Annotated in this window: 16 protein-coding genes and 1 tRNA gene; 12 read left to right on the top strand and 5 right to left on the bottom strand. The window is 34.6% G+C overall.

The window, feature by feature from the left end:
* Window positions 1-4: 4 nt before the first annotated feature.
* The 3 genes from ACQKCJ_RS22135 to ACQKCJ_RS22125 all read right to left on the bottom strand — a co-directional run bounded on the left by ACQKCJ_RS22135 (window position 5) and on the right by ACQKCJ_RS22125 (window position 6,264).
* Entirely contained in the window at window positions 5-1,324 is a 1,320-nt protein-coding gene (locus ACQKCJ_RS22135) for a GntP family permease (RefSeq protein WP_271338206.1), read from the bottom strand.
* Between the two features lie 220 nt (window positions 1,325-1,544).
* Window positions 1,545-3,074 (bottom strand): SusD/RagB family nutrient-binding outer membrane lipoprotein, encoded by a 1,530-nt coding sequence (locus ACQKCJ_RS22130; protein ID WP_427402938.1) that lies wholly within the window; start codon window positions 3,072-3,074, stop codon window positions 1,545-1,547.
* A gap of 34 nt (window positions 3,075-3,108) precedes the next feature.
* Window positions 3,109-6,264, bottom strand: a complete 3,156-nt coding sequence (locus ACQKCJ_RS22125; RefSeq protein ID WP_427402937.1) for a SusC/RagA family TonB-linked outer membrane protein — start codon at window positions 6,262-6,264, stop codon at window positions 3,109-3,111.
* A 233-nt stretch (window positions 6,265-6,497) separates the two neighbouring features.
* Between ACQKCJ_RS22125 and ACQKCJ_RS22120 the strand changes: the two genes are divergently transcribed.
* Window positions 6,498-7,265 (top strand): amidohydrolase, encoded by a 768-nt coding sequence (locus tag ACQKCJ_RS22120; protein WP_271338203.1) that lies wholly within the window; start codon window positions 6,498-6,500, stop codon window positions 7,263-7,265.
* On the opposite strand, the gene ACQKCJ_RS22115 is transcribed toward ACQKCJ_RS22120, so the two are convergent.
* Entirely contained in the window at window positions 7,262-8,959 is a 1,698-nt protein-coding gene (locus ACQKCJ_RS22115; protein WP_271338218.1) for an Ig-like domain-containing protein, read from the bottom strand. The genes ACQKCJ_RS22120 and ACQKCJ_RS22115 overlap by 4 nt on opposite strands.
* A gap of 276 nt (window positions 8,960-9,235) precedes the next feature.
* Between ACQKCJ_RS22115 and ACQKCJ_RS22110 the strand changes: the two genes are divergently transcribed.
* The 5 genes from ACQKCJ_RS22110 to ACQKCJ_RS22090 all read left to right on the top strand — a co-directional run bounded on the left by ACQKCJ_RS22110 (window position 9,236) and on the right by ACQKCJ_RS22090 (window position 13,994).
* Window positions 9,236-10,135, top strand: a complete 900-nt coding sequence (locus tag ACQKCJ_RS22110) for a hypothetical protein (protein ID WP_427402936.1) — start codon at window positions 9,236-9,238, stop codon at window positions 10,133-10,135.
* A complete protein-coding gene (locus tag ACQKCJ_RS22105) occupies window positions 10,095-12,467 on the top strand; it encodes a hypothetical protein (RefSeq protein WP_427402935.1) in 2,373 nt (790 codons plus the stop codon). The genes ACQKCJ_RS22110 and ACQKCJ_RS22105 overlap by 41 nt, the downstream gene beginning before the upstream one ends.
* Window positions 12,468-12,479: 12 nt before the next feature.
* Window positions 12,480-12,884: a methylmalonyl-CoA epimerase gene (mce, locus tag ACQKCJ_RS22100; protein ID WP_427402934.1), complete on the top strand. Its 405-nt coding sequence runs from the start codon at window positions 12,480-12,482 to the stop codon at window positions 12,882-12,884.
* A 146-nt stretch (window positions 12,885-13,030) separates the two neighbouring features.
* A tRNA-Ile gene (locus ACQKCJ_RS22095) sits at window positions 13,031-13,104 on the top strand.
* 638 nt (window positions 13,105-13,742) lie between these two features.
* The gene (locus ACQKCJ_RS22090) at window positions 13,743-13,994 is read left to right on the top strand and encodes a hypothetical protein (protein ID WP_427402933.1); all 252 of its coding nucleotides are present in this window, start codon (window positions 13,743-13,745) and stop codon (window positions 13,992-13,994) included.
* 125 nt (window positions 13,995-14,119) lie between these two features.
* Here ACQKCJ_RS22090 and ACQKCJ_RS22085 read toward each other — a convergent pair whose 3' ends face one another.
* Window positions 14,120-14,710 (bottom strand): riboflavin synthase, encoded by a 591-nt coding sequence (locus ACQKCJ_RS22085; RefSeq protein WP_271338198.1) that lies wholly within the window; start codon window positions 14,708-14,710, stop codon window positions 14,120-14,122.
* Between the two features lie 57 nt (window positions 14,711-14,767).
* On the opposite strand from ACQKCJ_RS22085, the gene pdxA reads away from it, so the two are divergent.
* The 6 genes from pdxA (at window position 14,768) to accC (ending at window position 19,799) form a co-directional block, all read left to right on the top strand.
* Window positions 14,768-15,817, top strand: a complete 1,050-nt coding sequence (gene pdxA, locus ACQKCJ_RS22080) for a 4-hydroxythreonine-4-phosphate dehydrogenase PdxA (protein WP_271338197.1) — start codon at window positions 14,768-14,770, stop codon at window positions 15,815-15,817.
* 106 nt (window positions 15,818-15,923) lie between these two features.
* Window positions 15,924-16,466 carry a YceD family protein gene (locus tag ACQKCJ_RS22075; RefSeq protein ID WP_271338196.1) on the top strand — a complete coding sequence of 181 codons (543 nt, stop codon included), beginning with the start codon at window positions 15,924-15,926 and terminating at the stop codon, window positions 16,464-16,466.
* Between the two features lie 9 nt (window positions 16,467-16,475).
* On the top strand, window positions 16,476-16,670 hold the full coding sequence (gene rpmF / locus ACQKCJ_RS22070; RefSeq protein ID WP_007137315.1) for a 50S ribosomal protein L32: 195 nt from the start codon (window positions 16,476-16,478) through the stop codon (window positions 16,668-16,670).
* A 172-nt stretch (window positions 16,671-16,842) separates the two neighbouring features.
* Entirely contained in the window at window positions 16,843-17,841 is a 999-nt protein-coding gene (locus ACQKCJ_RS22065) for a beta-ketoacyl-ACP synthase III (protein ID WP_271338189.1), read from the top strand.
* Window positions 17,842-17,864: 23 nt separating this feature from the next.
* Complete coding sequence (accB, locus tag ACQKCJ_RS22060) at window positions 17,865-18,350, top strand: acetyl-CoA carboxylase biotin carboxyl carrier protein (RefSeq protein WP_271338188.1); 486 nt, start codon at window positions 17,865-17,867, stop codon at window positions 18,348-18,350.
* A gap of 99 nt (window positions 18,351-18,449) precedes the next feature.
* A complete protein-coding gene (accC, locus tag ACQKCJ_RS22055) occupies window positions 18,450-19,799 on the top strand; it encodes an acetyl-CoA carboxylase biotin carboxylase subunit (RefSeq protein WP_271338186.1) in 1,350 nt (449 codons plus the stop codon).
* Window positions 19,800-19,980: the final 181 nt, after the last annotated feature.

Below are 19,980 nucleotides of genomic sequence, written 5' to 3'. Positions count from 1 at the left end.
GATATTAATGTATTATAGAGTTTAAAATAAAAACGAAAATGATTCCTAAAACAGATACTAGAGATTCCATGACGGTCCATGATTTGAAAGTATCTTTCAGGCTGATATTAAAATATTCTTTGAACATCCAGAAACTTGGGTCGTTTACGTGAGAACACATTAAACTTCCTGCTCCTACGGACAAAACCAATAAGTTAGGGTCGAGACCGGTGGTTTGTAGTAAAGGTAATAAAACGCTGGCAGTCATTAATCCGGCTGCTGTAGCAGAACCCACACAAACGCGTATGATTGCCGCCATCATCCAGGCCAATAAATATGGATGAATGTTTATTTGTGTTAAAGCGGCTACTATAGTTTCGTTTACGCCGCTTACGATCATTACTTCTTTTAAACCTCCGGCTCCACCAACAATTAGAACAATCAAAGCGACATCTTTTATTGCAACGGCATAATCATCCATTACTGATGTGATGCTTCTGTTCATTCTGATTCCTAAAGTATAGGTACAAATCAATAAAGAAATCAGCATAATCATACTTGGTTCTCCTACCGTTTTACAGATATTTACTAATGTTTCATTTTGTGAAATCATAGGTAATATCGAAGTCAGCGTTAATCCGAAGACAGGAAATAAGGCTGAGAATAAACTTAGGGAAAAACTAGGCTGCTTTCCTGCGTTAACCACTTCTTCAACATTCAGGATTTCGTGATCTGATTCGGTTTTGATGTTTTTCAGTAAATTCGAAAACAACAAACCTGCAATAAAAATGGTTGGAATCGCAATGATGATTCCGTAGACTAAAACAAGTCCGATATCAGCATTTAAAATACTGCTTAAAGCCATTGGAGACGGATGTGGTGGCAAGAAACCGTGTGCTACTGAAAGCGACGCCAGCATTGGAATACCGAGATATACTTTTGAAAGTTTAAATTGATGGGCTACTGAGAAGATTAATGGAACTAACAAAACAAATCCAACACTATAAAATAGTGGTATCCCAACAATAAATCCGGTAATCATTAAGCCAAGGCGAACGTATTTTTTGCCCGTCCATCCCATAACAGTTTTTGCGATGACATTGGCGGCGCCTGATGAAACGGTAAGTTTACCAATACAGGTCCCGAAAACGATAATCAAAGTAATAGATCCTAACATTTCGCCCAAACCTTTTTGAACAGTTTGAGACAAAATAGCTATTGGCAGGCCTAAAAAAAGACCTGCTAATAAAGCTGTTATGATAAAGGCAATAAACGGATTGATTTTAAGCCAGGCTATCTGAATGATTAAAAACGCAATGCATGCCGTAAGAATTAATATGCTCATTTATCTTTTTGTTATTATTATTTATGCCAGTTAACAATTGATGGTTTTAATTTGTGCCTTTAGGCACTAAATATTGGTAGTAATTAGATTTGAAGTTCGTTGGCGTGCCGTAGGTACGCAACAAAATGTTAATTATTGCGTACCTACGGCACGCTAGATATTCTGATTCATATTCTCTACCAATATTTAGTGTCTAAAGGCACATTTTAACTCTTAATTATTATTTATCCCACCACATTCTGGTTGTAAAACTATCTTCGCCCTGGCGTTTCACTGCTTCGGCTAAGTTAGCTGAATTCACTGAATATTCGCTGGTAGAGTATTTCAAACGTCTTGGGATTGTGCCGTTTGTAACATTGCCCGGAAAGTTTACGGGAACTAAAACAGGATATCCCGTTCTTCTCCAGTTGGCATAAACCTCTTCTTCGTCTACAAATAAAGCAACATAGATCTGAGTATGAATCTGATTCATTTTAGCTTCAAAAGATCCTGCCGCGTTGTACGGATTAAGTGTTAGATAAGCAGTTGCATCTGTAATTGCATAAGTCGCGCCGTAAATTCCCATGTTTAGGAAAGAAGCTTTTACTCCTTTTTCGTATAAGTCTTTATCGCTTTCGTTGGTGTACCATCCTCTTGCTGCAGCTTCGGCTAAATATAGATTTGTTTCTGCATTACTTAAAAGAACAAGAGGAGCATCAAATTTAAAAACCGTACTTTGATTAGGCTCGGAATACGTACCTTGTTCCGCTGCTGTTGGTGCTGTTTTTGTTCCGTTAGGGAAACCCTTTTGTATGGCAAGAGATGTATTTTGCGTTGTTCCCTGCCAAACGCCGGAGTAAACACTAATTCTTGGATCTGCAGTAGATTTTAATAAATCAATGAATGTTTTGGCTAGTTTTCCTCCTTCAACATTTTTTTGCCCATAAGATCCCGCTGTAAAATCTTGTCTTCTGGCATCAAAACCAACAGGGTTTTTATTAAAATCATTTGGTCCGTCTGTATATTTCATGATTGCATTATCACTTCCATTAAGGATTACTCCACCAGCGATTGCTTTCGTTACCCACGTTTTTGATAAAGCGGGATCAACTTTGCTCAATCTTAATCCTAAACGAAGCATTAAAGAATAAGAAAATTTTTTCCATTTTGCGACATCTCCGTCATAGATAAAATCGGCTTTGCCAAAACTTGCTTTAGCAGGATCTAATGCAGTGGCGGCTTCATCCAGTTCTTTCAGTAAATCTTTGTAGATAAATTCCTGAGTGTCATATTTTGGAAGGAAAAGTTGTGAGGTGATTGCTTTTGCCGCATCTGAATACGGAATGTTTCCATATAAATCTGTAGTTCTGTGATACAAATACGCTTTCCAGATTCTGGCAATATTCAACTTGTTAGTATCGTTTGGATTTGCTTTTAAAGCATTAATTACAATTTCGATTTCATTTAAAGCTGTTGGATATAGCTGATTGAAATAAGCTGAAAAATATACTTCATTGCTTAAATATTTATCTCCCACACCTGAGGCTTCTTTGTAAGTTGCATAATGCTGAATCATTCCGCCACATTCAAGAATGTCAGTAAAAAAATAATTATTGTTTAAGCCGTCAAGTTGAGCTTTGCTGAAAATGTAATTCGGATTTGGTTTATCAACCACATTTGGGTTGGTATTGATTTCTTCAAAATCTTTGGTACAGGATGATATACTTCCTAAAAGTATTCCTGCGATATATAATATGGTTATCTTTTTCATGTCTTTTAATTTAAAAATTAGCAATTAGGTGAGTTTAAAATTTGACATTTAAACTTAAACCGAAACTTCTGGTTTTTGGCACTCCAAATTGTTCTACACCTTGCGCATTTCCTGCACTAAATACAGATTCCGGATCTACGTTTGGTGTTTTCTTGTAAAGAATGAATAAGTTTCTTGCTACAAATGAAACAGAAGCTCCCTGAAGTTTTGATAATCCTTTTATTCTTTGAATTGGTAAATCATAACCAAGAATTACTTGTCTTAGTTTTACAAAACTTGCATCATAGATAAAAGTGGATGAAATGTTTCTTAAACCATCATAATATGTTCTTAGGTTTTCAGGAGCAATAACCATATCAACCGGATTTCCGTTTGTGTCAACACCTTTTATTGGTAAACCGTTTTCACGACCTTCAAGAGTTAGTTTTGTTAATCCCATACGAGTTCCGTATAAGTCAGTTCCGGAATATAAACTTCCTCCAAATTTACCATCGATCAAAAAGCTGAATGAGATGTTTTTGTATTTAAATTCGTTGCTAAGACCTGCCGCCCAAGGATGAACTCCCTGACCTAATTCCTGAAGTGGCCCTTGTGCGATAGTTGCAGATCCGCCGCTTACATTATAAACAGTATTTCCGTTTGCATCTAGACGAGGTTTATATCCTTTTATGATGCTATATGGTCGGCCAACATCACTTGTTATCGTAACATATCCGTTTACAGCAGTTGCCATTGTAATAGAGTTTAACTGATCTGTAAGTGCTTCAACTGTGTTTTGATTATAAGATCCGTTGAAACTTGCATCCCAGGAGAAATTTTCAGAATTAATGATTTTTCCACTTAATAAAAATTCAACCCCTTTATTTCTCATTTTTCCTAGATTCAGTAAAGCTGTGCTTGATCCCGAAGCGTTAGAAATTGTAGTTTCGACAATATCATTTGTTGTAGCACGGTTGTAAAATGCTAAATCAAGATTTAAGCGATTGCGGAAAAATCCTAAGTCAGTACCAATTTCAAATGTTGTAGAAGTCAACGGACTTAAAGTTGGGTTTGGTACTCTTGAACTTGTTGGTCCTTGCAATTGCTGACCGTTGTGTCCGCCCTGAACCATAGAGTAGGATTGGTTCAATGCATAAGGATCCGGTGTTGCGCCACCCACTTGGGCCCATGAACTTCTTAGTTTTGCAAATGAAACAAAATCTGGCATTGTTACAATATCGGATAAGATAACAGCTGTTCCAACCGAAGGATAAAATACTGTATTGTTTTCTTTAGAAAGTGTAGAGAACCAATCCTGACGACCTGTAACATTTAAAAATACAATGTTTTTATAGTCAAAATCCGCGGCACCATAAACTGAATTTGTTTTTGTTTTTCCGTAAGGATAGCTGTAAGTTAGCGTAGATAAGTTGCTTATGGCATAAAAATCATCTAACACAAAGTTAGAGCCTTCAAATCTGGTTTCATCTCTTAAATTGGTGCGTGAGTTTACTCCAATTAAAGCATTTAAAGAGAAATCATCAACGATATTTTTCTTGGTATAATTAAGAATTGCTTCAGAATTCAGGTTGGATATTTTAACCCTTGAACCTTGTGCGTATCCAACAGGATTGTTCAAAGTCGTTTTTGGGATGTATCCAAAGAAGTTATAATCTGTAAAATCCTGACCAATTCTACCCTGAAGGAATAATTCAGGAGTGAAGTTTAATTTAACATTCAGCATTCCGATAAAACGATTTTTAGTATCGTTGTTTTTAATTTTATTAACCACAAAATAAGGGTTTGTAGCTACGGCAACAGGATTCCATGCTTCTTCGATACCATTTGCATCATATCCGGGAGCAAGATTTCTAATGTCAACCGTATTGGCAATCATGTAAGTTCCCCAGTTAGGGTTTGCTTCAGCATCAGATACTGTCGTTCTGTTGTTTGATTTTTCTAAATTGTATTGCGCAACAACATCAAATTTTAACCAGTTTGTTAAGTTCACATTGCTGGCAATATTGATACTTTTACGATTAAAATCAGAATTGGGTACAACACCTTTGTTCTCCATATTTGAAAATGAAAGACGTCCGGTTGCTTTTTCATTTCCTCCAGATAAAGCAAGGGAATTGATAAAAGTTGTTCCGGTATTGTAGAAGTTTTTAATATTGTCTTTTTGGGCTACATAAGGTCTTGCTACACCATCGAACTGAACAACATCTGTTCCGTCGATTTTAGCTCCCCACGACCAGCGACCGTCAGCGATAGCTTCAGCCTGATTGGTTGGTTTTTTTCCATTTGCCCCTGAACCGTATTCGTATTGCCAGTCTGGTTTGATCGATGGTGTTTCGAAAGTAAATGAAGTATTATAATCTACTCCAATCCCTTTTTGGGCAGATCCTCTCTTAGTCTGAATCAAGATAACCCCGTTTGCAGCGTTTGCCCCGTATAATGCAGCGGCAGTTCCACCTTTCAAAACAGTGATTGTTTTAATATCATCAGCATTTATAACAGAGGTTCCGTCACCACGGTCAACATTGATTCTTGTAGAACCTGGTCCGTTCCCAATTCCCGGTAAGTTCAATTGCGTATTGTCAATTGGTAAATCATTTACCACATACATAGGCTGGTTATTTCCGTTTAGCGAACCATTTCCTCTAATGACAACTCTGCTTGAACCATTTGGTCCGGTTGCAGTACTGCTTACGTTTACACCGGCAATTTTACCTACTAAGGCGTTGGCGATATTGGTTTCTTTCGCTTTCGTGAATTCAGTTCCTTTTAATTCAGTTACTGCATAAGCAACAGATTTGCTGCTTTTTTTAACTCCTAATGCAGTTACCAAAACCTGATCTAAAACATTTTCAGCTGGTTTTAAGTTTATTATTAAATCCTGAGTGTTGTTTAATTTGTATTCTAAAGTTGCGTAACCCATATAACTAACGATGATGTGAGTTTCATTTTCCGGAACGTTTAGTTTGAATTTCCCGGTTTCGTCAGTTATAGTTGCTATTTTACTATTGCCTTTTGCATAAATCGTTGCGCCGGCAATTGGCATTCCGTCATCCTGACCCAGTACTTGGCCCGAAATTTCTGTCTGATTGCTTTTTTGTTCAAAAAGGTGCTTTTTAATTGCAGCCTCTTTTGCATTTGCTGAGAAGATCATCCCCCCAATAAATACTAATGAAATTAGCTTTTTTTTCATAATTCTGTGGTTTTCATGTTTTTTTGGTTTTTTATTGGCGATCAAATATAAAAATTTATTTTTCACATTTGCATTTTTTTTGCACAAAGCGCATATTTTTTGCAATATTTTTTCGTGAAGCATTTTTAATATCCAAAATATGTGTTGTTTTTAGCCGTGTTTTGAGAAAATTTTGCAGATAATGCTTTTTCTGAGAAAATTCATTTTAATCTTAAAATTCGTATTTTTGAGATATGAAAATAGCACTTATTCAATCCGATCTTTACTGGGAAGACGCTTCTAAAAACCGAAAAAACTTCGAATCGAAGATCAATCAGGTCGATTCTACGGTTAATTTGGTAGTACTTCCGGAAATGTTTTCAACGGGATTTACCATGAATGCGCCTGTTGTTGCTGAAACTATGCAAGGCGAAACCGTTCTGTGGTTACAATCTTTAGCAAAACAAAAAAACTTCGCCATAACGGGAAGTTTAATTATTGTCGAAAACGAGAAATATTATAATAGAATGTTGTTTGTTTTTCCGTCAGGCGAAATTCAATATTATGACAAGCGCCATTTATTCTCGCTTGCCGGCGAAGATAAATTTTATACCAACGGAGACGAAAAGGTTATTGTAGAATATCTTGATTGGAAGATTTGCCTCCAGATTTGTTACGACTTGCGATTTCCTGTTTTTGCAAGAAATGTCGAAAATTATGACCTATTGTTATATGTTGCCAACTGGCCAAAAGTTAGAACCAATGCCTGGGATGCTTTGCTAAAGGCACGAGCAATCGAGAATTTAACTTATGTCGTTGGTGTAAACAGAGTAGGGCTCGATGCAAACAATTACGAACACACAGGGCATTCGCAAGTGATTGATTTCTTAGGAAATTTTATTCTGGAACCTCAGGAAACCGAAGCAGCTTTTATAGTAGAATTAGATAAAAATGCAATGTTAGAAACTCGAAAAAAACTCGATTTCTTAAGTGATAAAGATGTTTTTGAGATTAAAAACTAGAACGCTTTTCGCTTCTTTTCGTCGTCTTTTTTCTTTTTATCAATTTGTTTTTTCTCGACTTCAGGATTAAAAGGTACGCTTAAATCAATCGTTTCATCAACATCCCAATTTGTTCTTACATCAATTTCTTTTTGGTAATAAAACACCTCTTCAGAATAGGTTTTGTTGAGGAAATTTCCCGCGTCATACATTTTGTTTTTGTTGTCGTCGTAGATTATTCTCAACGTAAAGGCCTCTGGCTGTAATAAGTCGAAACTTATTTTTGTTTCTCCCTCAGAATATGCGCTAGCCAGTACAACGTCACCCTTTTTATTTGTAACCTCAATAATTATCGGGAAGCGTTTTACGTTTCTCAGATTCAATACAAGATTCCCGTAATCAGCATATTCTTTTGTCGTTAATTTATAAGCAAGCGTATCGTTTGCCTTTTCATAAAAATCAGTCAAAGCACCTGGAAAAAAGGTAATATTGTATTTGTCGACTGGTTCTTTTTTGAAATCAACATATAATTTTTGTTCAAACTCGTTGTATTCTGTTGTAAAATCTACAGCAACAGAGTCTTTGTTAACTAATTTAATTTTCGATTTATCAAATTTAACCAGTGGTGTTGCTGATTCTAAAGTAAATCGATCCCTAAAATTCAGGACACCATTTTGTAGTGCCGTAATGTTTAAGGTGTCTTTCTTTTGATCTTTAATCTTAAAAGTAAATTTTTTGTTGTAATTGTCCCTGCTGATTTCCATGGATAGGGAATCTATTTTCTCTACTTTTATTGGTTTGTACCAAACTTGCAAAGAGTCTTTTTTAGGGAATGCCGTGACGATAGTTTCTAAAACCTCGTTATTGTGTTTAAGAACAATTTTGGGTTTAGAAAGTTTAAAGTTTTGTTTTCCTTCATATGGAAGATATGCTCTGTTTCCGGATGCCTGAATTGGTTTAAAAGCTTTTAGCGGAAGCGTTTCTCTAAATAATTCTAATTCGAATACAGTATCATTTGGTACAGTGATATAATGTTTAAGGAATCCAATTTTATCATCTTTAGGATTGTATCTGTTATTTGCGCCTTTGTCTTTTAAGGCCATCAGCAAGTATTTTCCCGCCTTTAAATTTTCCAGTTTAAAAGTTCTCAAACTGTCTAAAGTATTCGTGATATATCGCGGAGTTTGCTTATAAATCATAGAATCCTTATAAGTGTCATTTACTTCATAAAGCATTACAGATACAAAATTGTCTACATTTTTTTCGTATGCATCCTTAATTTGTCCGCTAATTGAAAGTGAATCAATATAAGATCCCGTAGAGAAAATATATTTGAATTGATTAATTGCGTTCCCTTCATTATTGTCAGCAATACTTTGACCAAAGTTAAAACTATAGGTAGTATTAGGTTGTAAAGTATCTTTTATTTTTATGGTGATAACTTTACTTGCAGTTGTTGGTAAAATCACCGGCTCATGTTTCATAGGAGGTGAAATAATAAGCTGTTTGTTTATGTTTTTAAGTTTTACATATTCATCAAAACCCAGAATGATTTCATTTCCTTCAAAATTAGTACTCATGTTTTTTGGAGAACTATATTTTAAAACCGGAGCAAGAGTGTCCTTAAGTCCGCCGGTAATGCTGCCTCGTTTAGCGCAGCTCAACATTAAAAATACAAGTAAAAAGGCAATATATCTGAAGTTGTTTTTCAACATAACGGTTTCTAAATTTGATTGCACAAAATAACGATTATATTTGCTTTAATTGAAATTTTTTATCCATTTATTAGGATTTAAAGCTTTCGCCTCTGACTATTTTTTTGAATTTGAAATCATCAACACGATATAATTTCTTACTTTTGATTTTAAATATAATTTTTCCTGGTTTTGATAAGAAGATTTTTAGTTGGCATACTCTTTTTTTTACTGATTTCCTGTGGTAAAAATGAAAAGCCAATTGTAGCTTTTTATTATTGGAAAACTATTTTTAAATTGTCTCAAACAGAGAAAGAGGTGTTACAGGATAATAATGTAAGTAAACTTTATATTAGATATTTTGATATTGGTTTGCAGCCCAAAACACAAGAGCCAATCCCAATAAGTCCCATCCGGTTTAAGGAAAATGTAGATCAGTTTAATATTGTTCCCGTAATTTTTATTCAAAACAAAGTCATGTCGCTCCCTAATCTTGATATAGATGATTTGGCACAAAAGACAACTCGTTTAGTAGAGGAAATCAACACGAAGAATAAAATTGTTGTTCAGGAGATTCAGATAGATTGCGACTGGACTTTGACGAGTAAAAACAATTATCTTAAGTTTATTGAGCGCTTTAAACAGCTTTCGAAGAAAAAACTTTCAGCAACGATTCGTTTGCATCAGGTAAAATATTTCAGGAAAACGAAAATCCCAAATGTCGATTCCGGAGTATTGATGTATTATAATATGGGAACTATAGCAAATGATTCCCTAAATTCTATTTACAGCCAAAAAATCGCTGAAAGATATCTTAAAAGTTTAAAGAAATATCCTTTGCATCTTGATTTTGCATTGCCAATATATTCCTGGGCAGTTCATATCAGAGATCAGAAAGTGATAGGTTTGCGTTCGAAACTGAATGTGAGTGAACTTAAAAAAGATGCTAACTTCGAGAAAATCGGAACAATCTTTTTTAAGGTGAAAAAATCCAATTATAAAAACGGAATCTTTTATGAAGAGAATGATTTGCTTAAAATTGAGGCAATTTCTTCAGAGGATTTAAAAGAAATGGCAGAGGATCTGAATGAGAATTTAGTTCAGCCTCCAAGAGAAATTATATTTTACGATTTAGACGAATTCAATATTAAAAACTATGAAAAGAATATTTTTAAGCAAGTTATTTCTTGTTTCTAGTGCGGCTTTATTTTCTGTATACGGAATAATTTATGCTTGTGGAGGTGGTGACGACTGGGATTTTTTTAGTTATAATTCAAACTTTACACCTGAAACATTTGCAGATAAGTCGTATTCGCCACTTTTTTTATCAGGGGATATTTTTTACGGAATTGGCTTTGATACAGAACACAACTCCAGATTTAATGACGACATAAAATCAGATTGGGGAAATTATCTAAAGGGTAAAGCAGATGCCGCGACAATAACTTATTTTTTAATTGGTGAGGAAACGCCAAGATATTCTTCGGATAAAAAAGTACCTCAGAATAAAACGGATATTGAACAGCTGCATGTTTTTTTTAAGAGTAAAAAAGACAATCAGGTTTCACTAAAATGGGGTAAGAAAATCAATTTGAAAGATGATAAGGTTAAAAGCTTTATCGAGTTTTTGTATTTGGCACAAAAAATAGAAACGGTTTCTATTGGTGATGATTATTGGAGTTATGATCCTGTGGTGGCAAAAACGTTTGATGATCTGAAAATGATTCAGTCTATCGAAAATGTTTATAATACAACTTCAGATTCATTCCTGAAAAACAGATATTGGTTTCTTACCACGAAAGCTTATTTCTATAGCAGTAATAAGAAAAAAACAATTGAATTTTTTAATAAAACAGAAGCTTCTGTACCAAAAAACACCTTGTATTATCGTGCTCTTTCTTATGTTGCGGGAATAAACTATCAACACAAAAAGTATTCGGCTTCTAATTATTTATATGCGCAGGTATTTGATAAATGTCCTGAATTGAGAATTGTTACTGCGTATAGTTTTCATCCGCAAAATGAGGCAGATTGGAATAAATCTTTGGCAATGGCTAAAAGTAACAAAGAAAAAGCGGCACTTTGGGCAGTGCATGGTTTTTATAAAGATGAAGCGCAGGCAATAGGGAAAATTTATGAATTAGACCCTAAAAGTGAACATCTGGATTATTTGTTAACCCGACTAGTGAATAATCAGGAACAGGCAATTAATAATTCATTTGAAGTAAAAATAAAGTCTGATGATTATAGTTCACCAGTTGTAAAACAGACTGTTGTTGAAAACAGATTAGAGAATAAAGCGAAGATTAATCTTAAAGCTTTTGATTTAGTAGCTAAAATTGCCGCCGCAGGAAATACTGCAAAACCATATTTATGGGATATTTCATTAGGGTATTTGCAAACCTTAAAAGGGGATTATGCTGCTGCTGATATCAATCTGAATAAAGCCGAAACGACATTGCCAAAAACAGAGTTGGCGGGTTATCAATTGCGCTTGCTTCGTTTTGTGAATAATATGAGTAAAATTGACAAACTGACGGATAAAAACGAAAAAACAGTTTTAGCCGATTTGAATTGGTTGTATCAGGAACTTCCTAAAACGTATAAAAGTCAGGAATTCCGTTATCAAAATGCCGTGCAATGGAGCAAGAATTATTTGGCTGCTTTGTACAGAGCGAAATCAAATCCTGTAATGGTAGAATTGTTTGGCGGAGATGCTCATTCGAATTCTTATTATTGGGGCGGAGGAAATGCATTTTATGATAATGAGAAGAATTTATTAGATATGAAATCATTTTTGGCTAAGCCAAATAAAACTGAAATCGAGAAAATTGGAGCAGGAATTTATTATCTGAAATTAAAAGATATTAATAATTTTCAGGCAGTTCAGGCGACATTCAAAAATAAAATTCCCGAAGCAATTGCATTTATTCAACAAGCAGATTCAGTTCAGTATTATACTTTTTTAGGAAATCCGTTTAATGGGAATATCAAAGATTGTCATGATTGTGATCATTCAGCCTATCAAAAAAAGAAATATACACAGCTGGATTTCTTAAATACCGTAAAAGCAATGCAGGATAAGCTTGCTCAGAAAGAAGATGTATATACGAATAGTTTGTTGTTAGGAAATGCGTTCTATAATATTACTCATTTTGGAAACGGCAGAACTTTCTACGAAATAAGTATTGTAGGTTATGGTTCAAGTCCTTACTCATTCAGAGGTTCAATGAAAAAGATGATTACGGATTGTGATGTTCCCAGAATGTATTATCAAAAAGCATTAGAGGCGGCGACAACAAAAGAGCAAAAGGCAAAATGTACTTATATGCTGGCAAAATGTGAACGTAACGAATACTATAATAATAAGTATAACAATTTAAAGAATTGGTGGGAAGCTGACGATGATAAAATCAATTTTCTTGCCTGGAGTAATTTTAAAACGTTGAAAAAAGACTATTCAGATACGAAATACTATCAGGATGTAATTGCTGAATGCGGTTATTTTAATACTTATATTAATCAGTAAATTGTATTTAAAATGGTAAATAAAATAGAGCATATCGGGATTGCAGTAAAAAACATGGACGATGCGAATGTATTGTTTGAGAAATTATTGGGCGTTCCGTCCTATAAAATGGAATCTGTGGAAAGCGAAGGCGTTTTGACTTCTTTTTTTCAAACCGGAACCAATAAGATTGAACTTTTAGTAGCGACAAACCCGGAAAACCCAATTGCGAAGTTTTTAGAAAAAAAGGGAGAAGGAATTCATCACATTGCTTTTGATGTTGATGATATTCATGCCGAAGTGACCCGTTTAAAAAACGAAGGTTTTGTGCTGATTAATGAGGTTCCGAAGAAAGGAGCCGACAATAAATTAGTAGTTTTTCTGCATCCAAAAAACACAAATGGTGTTTTGGTGGAGCTTTGTCAGGAAATTAAATAAAAAAATGAGTTCTGGTGATCTGAAATAAGCTATTGAAAATCAATAATGTCTAAAAAATATGAGGTATTATTTGAAATTAAATAGAAATCATATCCCAAAATATTTGGAGTGAATGAAAAATAATAGTAATATTGCATCCTCAAACCGGTCCTATAGCTCAGCTGGTTAGAGCACCTGACTCATAATCAGGTGGTCCCTGGTTCGAGCCCAGGTGGGACCACTACTAGAAATTAAGCCTTTATAGCAATGTAAAGGCTTTTTTTATGCACTGTATTTTTCTTCCGAATTTCTTCAAATGTCTTTTTTTGATACTTTAAAAACTTCTAGTGTGCTATTGCGATTTTTTTAAGTCGGAATTTTGCAATCTCATTATCTTTTTTAATTTTTTTGAAACAAAAAAGAACTAACAATTTTATATAGATCTTATCGGTATTGAGTATATCGAAAAAAACATAAAATATCAAATGATGATGATTTGTCTGTAAAGATGTTGTTAAAGAAAAACATCTTTGGTCAGTACAACCTCTAAGTGCACTATAGAAAGTTGCAAATTATAAGAAAGTAAATCCCTTTAATCTCTGATATTTGGGCACCGTTGAATTTTGTGTGATTCGCCGAATTTGAAGTGAATTTGTGTGTTGCAAAATCTGATTAAAATAACTGTTCTGCTGAGAAAACTGTCTACAGAATGCTTGCCATTTTCCGTTGTATTAACTGAGGTGTGTATAAATGAGTTGACGGACTTGACTTAAAATGTTATTTTTTACATCGTAATTTTGCATATTGAGCCTGTGTGCTTAAATAATTTTCGAGAATTGTTTAATAGAATTTATAATGTAGTGTAAAAAATCATCAAATTTGGATAAGACAGACGTGAACGGCCAATATTATAAGTTTATCAATAGATTGATGAAGCTTGATGATGAGAAATCTAAGCGCATAATGAAATTTGATAGCCGGGATTGCCTTCTTTGCTGTAAGCCTTTAAAAGAGGCTGAATATTTATTGACTCAACCACATGGTCAACTATTCGAACAGGATGTTTCTGTGGAATTAAGTCATCAAATGAATAAGGTAAAAGTACCGTTTGTTGTAGGTTATAATCTTTGAATCTCGTGTGTAATCAGTTACTTAACACTGATTAAATTTACAAAATTGCTTATAAAAATGCAAACTAAAAAAAAGAAGCTGACTCAGTTTTGAGACAGCTTCTTTCTTTTGTAAGCGGTTTAGACTTATTTGTTTATCGAATAAAGTCTTGAAATGTATTTTCCGACAACGTCAAATTCTAAGTTGATTTTTGTTCCAACTTCGAAATTTTTGAAATTAGTGTTTTCAAAAGTATACGGAATAATCGAAACGCTAAATTCGTTTGTCTTAGAGTTTACTACCGTAAGGCTTACCCCGTTTACCGTTATTGATCCTTTTTCGATTGTAATATTGCTGAGGTTTTTGTTGTATTCAAAAGTGTAGTTCCAGCTTCCGTTTGCTTCTTCGATCTTGCTGCAGGTTCCGGTTTGATCTACGTGACCTTGTACAATATGACCGTCAAGGCGGTCGCCAAGCTTCATTCCTCTTTCCAGATTTACAATATCGCCAACCTTCCAGTCTCCAATATTGGTCTTCGAAATGGTTTCTGCAATAGCAGTTACAGTATAAAGTGAATCTTTTATTGCGACAACAGTAAGGCATATTCCGTTGTGCGAAACACTTTGATCTATTTTTAATTCATTCGTAATTGAAGCATCGACTGTAACGTGAAGATTATTTTGATCTTTTTGTATTTCGTGAATCCTTCCAAGGGTTTCTATAATTCCTGTAAACATTGTTGTTTTATTTTACTAAATTTGCACATCAAAATTAGTAATAAATAACCTGAGCTCATGAATAAAAAAGCAGAAAATATAATAGTTGGAATTTCAATTGGAGATTTAAACGGTATTGGAAGCGAAGTTATACTAAAAACATTCGAGGATTCCCGTATGTTAGAAATGTGTACACCGGTTATTTTTGCCAATGCAAAAATACTTTCTTTCGTTAAAAAAAGTTTCACTTCTACAGTTCAATTTCATGGAGTTGATAAACTAGATCAGGTTGTGCCCGGAAAAGTAAATGTTTATAATCTTTGGAAAGAAGGTGTTGATATTAATCTGGGCGTAAATGATGAGAAGATAGGAGAATATGCCATAAAATCTTTTGTTGCGGCTACAAAGGCTTTAAAAGAGGATTTGATAGATGTTTTAGTTACAGCTCCAATTAATAAATACAATATCCAGTCAGAAGATTTTAAATTTCCCGGACATACAGATTATTTAGATCAGGAATTAGAAGGAAATGCACTAATGATGATGGTGCAGGATAATTTGAGAGTTGGTTTATTAACAGATCATGTTCCTTTAAGTGAAGTTTCTTCGCATTTGACAGAAGAATTAATTACAAGAAAAATAGAAACAATAAGAAAATCTTTGATTCAGGATTTTAGTATCGTAAGACCTAAAATTGCCGTTTTAGGATTAAATCCACATGCTGGCGATGGCGGTGTAATTGGTAAAGAAGATGATTTGGTTTTAAAGCCCGCTTTAAAGAAAATATTTGACGCCGGAACAATGGTTTTTGGACCTTTTCCTGCTGATGGATTTTTTGGAAGCGGTCAATATGAAAAATATGATGCTGTTGTGGCAACTTATCACGATCAGGGATTAATTCCTTTTAAGACATTGTCTTTTGGAAAAGGAGTTAATTATACAGCTGGTTTAAATAAGATCAGAACTTCGCCGGATCACGGTACAGCCTATGATATTGCTGGGAAAGACATGGCAGATTTCAATTCGTTTAGAGAAGCGGTTTATCTTGCAATAGATATTTTTCACTCCCGTAATCAGTACGAAGAGATAAGTCAAAAACCACTTAAAATAAAAGAAAAACAGTTATAAACAAAAAAAGGTGAATAAGATTATTAGTTTTATAATAATTTTATATCTTTGCACCCCAATTCAGGTATCTGATTTTTAGATAAGAGTTGGTGAAATTGATGTTGAAATGAGCAAAACAAAAGAATTTTTAATTCCTTTCATAGGGTTAAAGCTAGGAAAACACCATTTTGAGTATCAAATAAGTAACATGTTCTTTGAGAACTTTGATTACGACGAATTTCAAAGTTCGGATATCAAAGTAGGTTTAGTTTTAGATAAGAAGAGCAGCATGTTAGAGTTGGAATTCAAACACAAAGGAACTGTAAATGTACCTTGTGATCTGACAAGCGAAGATTTCGATTTGCCTTTAAAAGGAAAAATGAAATTAATTGTTCGCTTTGGAGATGAATTTAATAACGATAACGAAGAGTTGTTGATTCTGCCGCATGGAGAGCATGAAATAGATGTAGCACAATACATTTATGAAATGATTGCACTGTCGGTACCTTTAAAACGAGTTCATCCAGGAGTAAAAGACGGAAGTTTGCAAACTGAAGCCTTGAAAAAACTAAATGAACTAACAGTCAAAGAAACAAAAGAAGAGAGTAAACAAGAAGAAGATATTGACCCGCGTTGGGACAAATTAAAGAAACTATTAACGGATAAATAATATAGTAAAATGGCACATCCTAAGAGAAAAATCTCGAAAACAAGAAGAGATAAGAGAAGAACACATTATAAAGCTACTGTAGCTCAAATCGCTACATGTCCTATTACTGGAGAAGCACATTTATACCACAGAGCTTACTGGCATGAAGGTAAAATGTATTACAGAGGGCAAGTTGTTATCGATAAATCTGTAGCGGTTGCTTAATACGTTTTTGTAAATTATACTAGAACTCTCACATAGTGAGAGTTTTTTTTGTTGGTTATAATTTTCTGTTTTTAAGAAAATAGATACAAATTCGCTTTGTTTTTTTTTGTAATTTTCAAGTCTTTTAAAAATTTTTCAAATCACAGTATTTGAGACGAAATAATAGAATATAATGAATACAATCACAGCCGCAATTACCGCTGTTGGAGCTTATGTTCCTGACTTCGTTCTTTCGAACAAAGTATTAGAAACAATGGTTGATACCAATGACGAATGGATTACTACTCGTACTGGAATTAAAGAAAGAAGGATTTTAAAAGATGCTGATAAAGGAACGTCGTTTCTTGCTATAAAAGCAGCACAGGATTTAATTGCGAAAGCAAATATTGATCCTTTAGAGATTGATATGATTATAATGGCAACAGCTACAGCAGATATGCCGGTAGCCTCAACAGGAGTTTATGTTGCAACAGAAATTGGAGCTACAAATGCATTTGCATACGATTTGCAGGCTGCGTGCTCAAGTTTTTTATACGGAATGTCAACTGCTGCAGCTTATGTGCAGTCAGGGCGATACAAAAAAGTATTATTAATTGGTGCTGATAAAATGTCATCGATTGTAGATTATAAAGACAGAGCAACTTGTATTATTTTTGGAGATGGAGCGGGTGCCGTTTTATTCGAACCAAATTATGAAGGCTTAGGTCTGCAAGATGAATACTTGCGAAGCGATGGTGTAGGACGCGATTTTCTTAAAATTCCTGCCGGAGGTTCTCTAATACCAACTACTTTAGAAACCGTTCAAAACAATCAACACAATATTATTCAGGACGGAAAAACCGTTTTTAAATATGCTGTAACCAATATGGCTGATGCAAGCGAATTGATTCTGAAAAGAAACAATTTGACTAATGAAGATGTTAACTGGTTAGTGCCACATCAGGCAAACAAACGTATTATTGATGCTACTGCAAGCAGAATGAATCTTGAGGATTCAAAAGTGTTAATGAACATTGAAAAATATGGTAATACGACGTCAGCTACTTTACCATTGGTATTAAACGATTTTGAACACCAATTCAAAAAAGGAGATAATATTATTTTTGCCGCTTTTGGTGGTGGATTCACTTGGGGATCTATTTACCTAAAATGGGCTTACGATAAGAAATAAATTAAAACTAAAAACAAATCATTATGGATTTAAAAGAAATTCAAAACCTAATTAAATTTGTAGCAAATTCGGGAGTTGCAGAGGTAAAGTTAGAAATGGATGATGTAAAAATCACCATCAGAACAACTTTAGAAGGAAATGTAACTGAAACTACTTATGTACAACAATTGCCTGCTCAGGCTGCATTGCCACAAGCAGTCGCTCCTCAACATGCTCCAGCTGTTGTAAGCGTAACTAGTGAGGCATCTGTTCCGGCAGAAGATTCTAAATTCATTACTATTAAATCTCCAATTATTGGAACTTTCTACAGAAAACCATCTCCGGACAAACCAGTATTTACTGAAGTTGGAAGTGTTATTTCTAAAGGTGATGTTCTTTGTGTAATTGAAGCAATGAAATTATTTAACGAAATCGAATCAGAAGTTTCAGGTAAAATTGTAAAAATTCTTGTAGACGATATGTCTCCTGTAGAATTTGACCAACCTTTATTCTTAGTTGATCCATCTTAATTTTAGATCGTTAGATTTTTAGATTTTTAGACTTTTTCGAAAGTGCTTAAAATCTAATTATCCAATTATCTAATTATCTAATTATCTAATTTTAAAAAGATGTTTAAAAAAATATTAATTGCGAATAGAGGAGAAATTGCACTTCGTGTAATTCGTACATGTAAAGAAATGGGAATCAAAACTGTAGCAGTTTACTCTACAGCCGATGCAGAAAGTCTACATGTTAAGTTTGCTGACGAAGCGGTTTGTATTGGTCCTCCTCCAAGTAACTTATCGTATTTGAAAATGTCAAATATTATTGCCGCTGCAGAAATTACAAATGCAGATGCAATCCATCCAGGATATGGATTTCTTTCTGAGAATGCTAAGTTCTCAAAAATATGTCAGGAACACGGAATCAAATTTATTGGTGCTGCACCTGAAATGATTGATAAAATGGGAGATAAAGCTTCTGCAAAAGCTACAATGAAAGCAGCAGGAGTTCCATGTGTGCCAGGTTCTGACGGATTGTTAGAATCTTTCGAGCAGACACAACAATTGGCAAAAGAATTTGGTTACCCAGTAATGCTTAAAGCAACTGCTGGTGGTGGTGGAAAAGGAATGCGTGCCGTTTGGAAAGAAGATGAATTATTGAAAGCATGGGAAAGTGCACGTCAGGAAGCTGCTGCTGCATTTGGAAATGACGGGATGTACATGGAGAAACTTATTGAGGAACCACGTCATATCGAAATTCAGGTTGTTGGAGATTCTTATGGAAAAGCATGTCACCTTTCTGAAAGAGATTGCTCAGTACAGCGTCGTCACCAAAAATTAACTGAAGAAACGCCTTCGCCATTCATGACAGATGAATTGCGTGCTGCAATGGGAGAAGCTGCTGTAAAAGCTGCAGAATTCATTAAGTATGAGGGAGCCGGAACGGTAGAGTTTTTAGTTGACAAGCATAGAAATTTCTATTTCATGGAAATGAATACCCGTATTCAGGTAGAGCACCCAATTACGGAACAAGTTATTGATTACGATTTAATTCGTGAGCAAATTATGGTTGCAGCTGGAATTCCGATTTCAGGAAAAAACTATTTGCCGGAATTACACGCTATAGAATGTCGTATTAATGCCGAAGATCCTTATAATGATTTTCGTCCTTCACCAGGAAAAATTACTACGCTTCATATGCCGGGAGGTCACGGAGTTCGTTTAGATACTCACGTTTATTCTGGTTATACTATTCCGCCAAATTACGATTCAATGATTGCTAAGTTGATTACAACTGCACAATCCCGTGATGAAGCGATTAGTAAAATGCGAAGAGCTTTAGATGAATTTGTCATCGAAGGCGTAAAAACTACAATTCCTTTCCATAGACAATTAATGGATGATCCAAGATATATCGCAGGAGATTATACAACTGCATTTATGGATACATTTAAAATGAAACCTATAGAAGAATAATATAAAGGCTGTCAATTTTTGACAGCCTTTTTTGTTTTAACTCATCTTGTTAAGCCCGACAGGTTTCTAAAACCTGTCGGGTTTGCTGTTGTGTGCCCAGCATGGGCGATAACTCTAGGGTGTAAGTCCCGAACACGCCTTTACAGTGGGAAGTGTTAGCTGAATGCAAGGGTGTCCATCG

The sequence above is a fragment of the Flavobacterium sp. NPDC079362 genome, assembly GCF_050267765.1.
Taxonomy (GTDB): Bacteria; Bacteroidota; Bacteroidia; order Flavobacteriales; family Flavobacteriaceae; genus Flavobacterium; species Flavobacterium azizsancarii.
Note: the sequence above shows the minus strand (reverse complement) of the source record. Positions and strands in the feature narration are given on the sequence as shown.

Coding starts and splice junctions, on each gene's coding strand:
- ACQKCJ_RS22135 (WP_271338206.1), bottom strand. CDS start 1,324: ATGAGCATATTAATTCTTACGGCATGCATTGCGTTTTTAATCATTCAG.
- accB (WP_271338188.1), top strand. CDS start 17,865: ATGGATTTAAAAGAAATTCAAAACCTAATTAAATTTGTAGCAAATTCG.
- accC (WP_271338186.1), top strand. CDS start 18,450: ATGTTTAAAAAAATATTAATTGCGAATAGAGGAGAAATTGCACTTCGT.
- ACQKCJ_RS22105 (WP_427402935.1), top strand. CDS start 10,095: ATGAAAAGAATATTTTTAAGCAAGTTATTTCTTGTTTCTAGTGCGGCT.
- ACQKCJ_RS22085 (WP_271338198.1), bottom strand. CDS start 14,710: ATGTTTACAGGAATTATAGAAACCCTTGGAAGGATTCACGAAATACAA.
- mce (WP_427402934.1), top strand. CDS start 12,480: ATGGTAAATAAAATAGAGCATATCGGGATTGCAGTAAAAAACATGGAC.
- ACQKCJ_RS22115 (WP_271338218.1), bottom strand. CDS start 8,959: ATGTTGAAAAACAACTTCAGATATATTGCCTTTTTACTTGTATTTTTA.
- rpmF (WP_007137315.1), top strand. CDS start 16,476: ATGGCACATCCTAAGAGAAAAATCTCGAAAACAAGAAGAGATAAGAGA.
- ACQKCJ_RS22130 (WP_427402938.1), bottom strand. CDS start 3,074: ATGAAAAAGATAACCATATTATATATCGCAGGAATACTTTTAGGAAGT.
- ACQKCJ_RS22075 (WP_271338196.1), top strand. CDS start 15,924: ATGAGCAAAACAAAAGAATTTTTAATTCCTTTCATAGGGTTAAAGCTA.
- ACQKCJ_RS22065 (WP_271338189.1), top strand. CDS start 16,843: ATGAATACAATCACAGCCGCAATTACCGCTGTTGGAGCTTATGTTCCT.
- ACQKCJ_RS22125 (WP_427402937.1), bottom strand. CDS start 6,264: ATGAAAAAAAAGCTAATTTCATTAGTATTTATTGGGGGGATGATCTTC.
- ACQKCJ_RS22120 (WP_271338203.1), top strand. CDS start 6,498: ATGAAAATAGCACTTATTCAATCCGATCTTTACTGGGAAGACGCTTCT.
- pdxA (WP_271338197.1), top strand. CDS start 14,768: ATGAATAAAAAAGCAGAAAATATAATAGTTGGAATTTCAATTGGAGAT.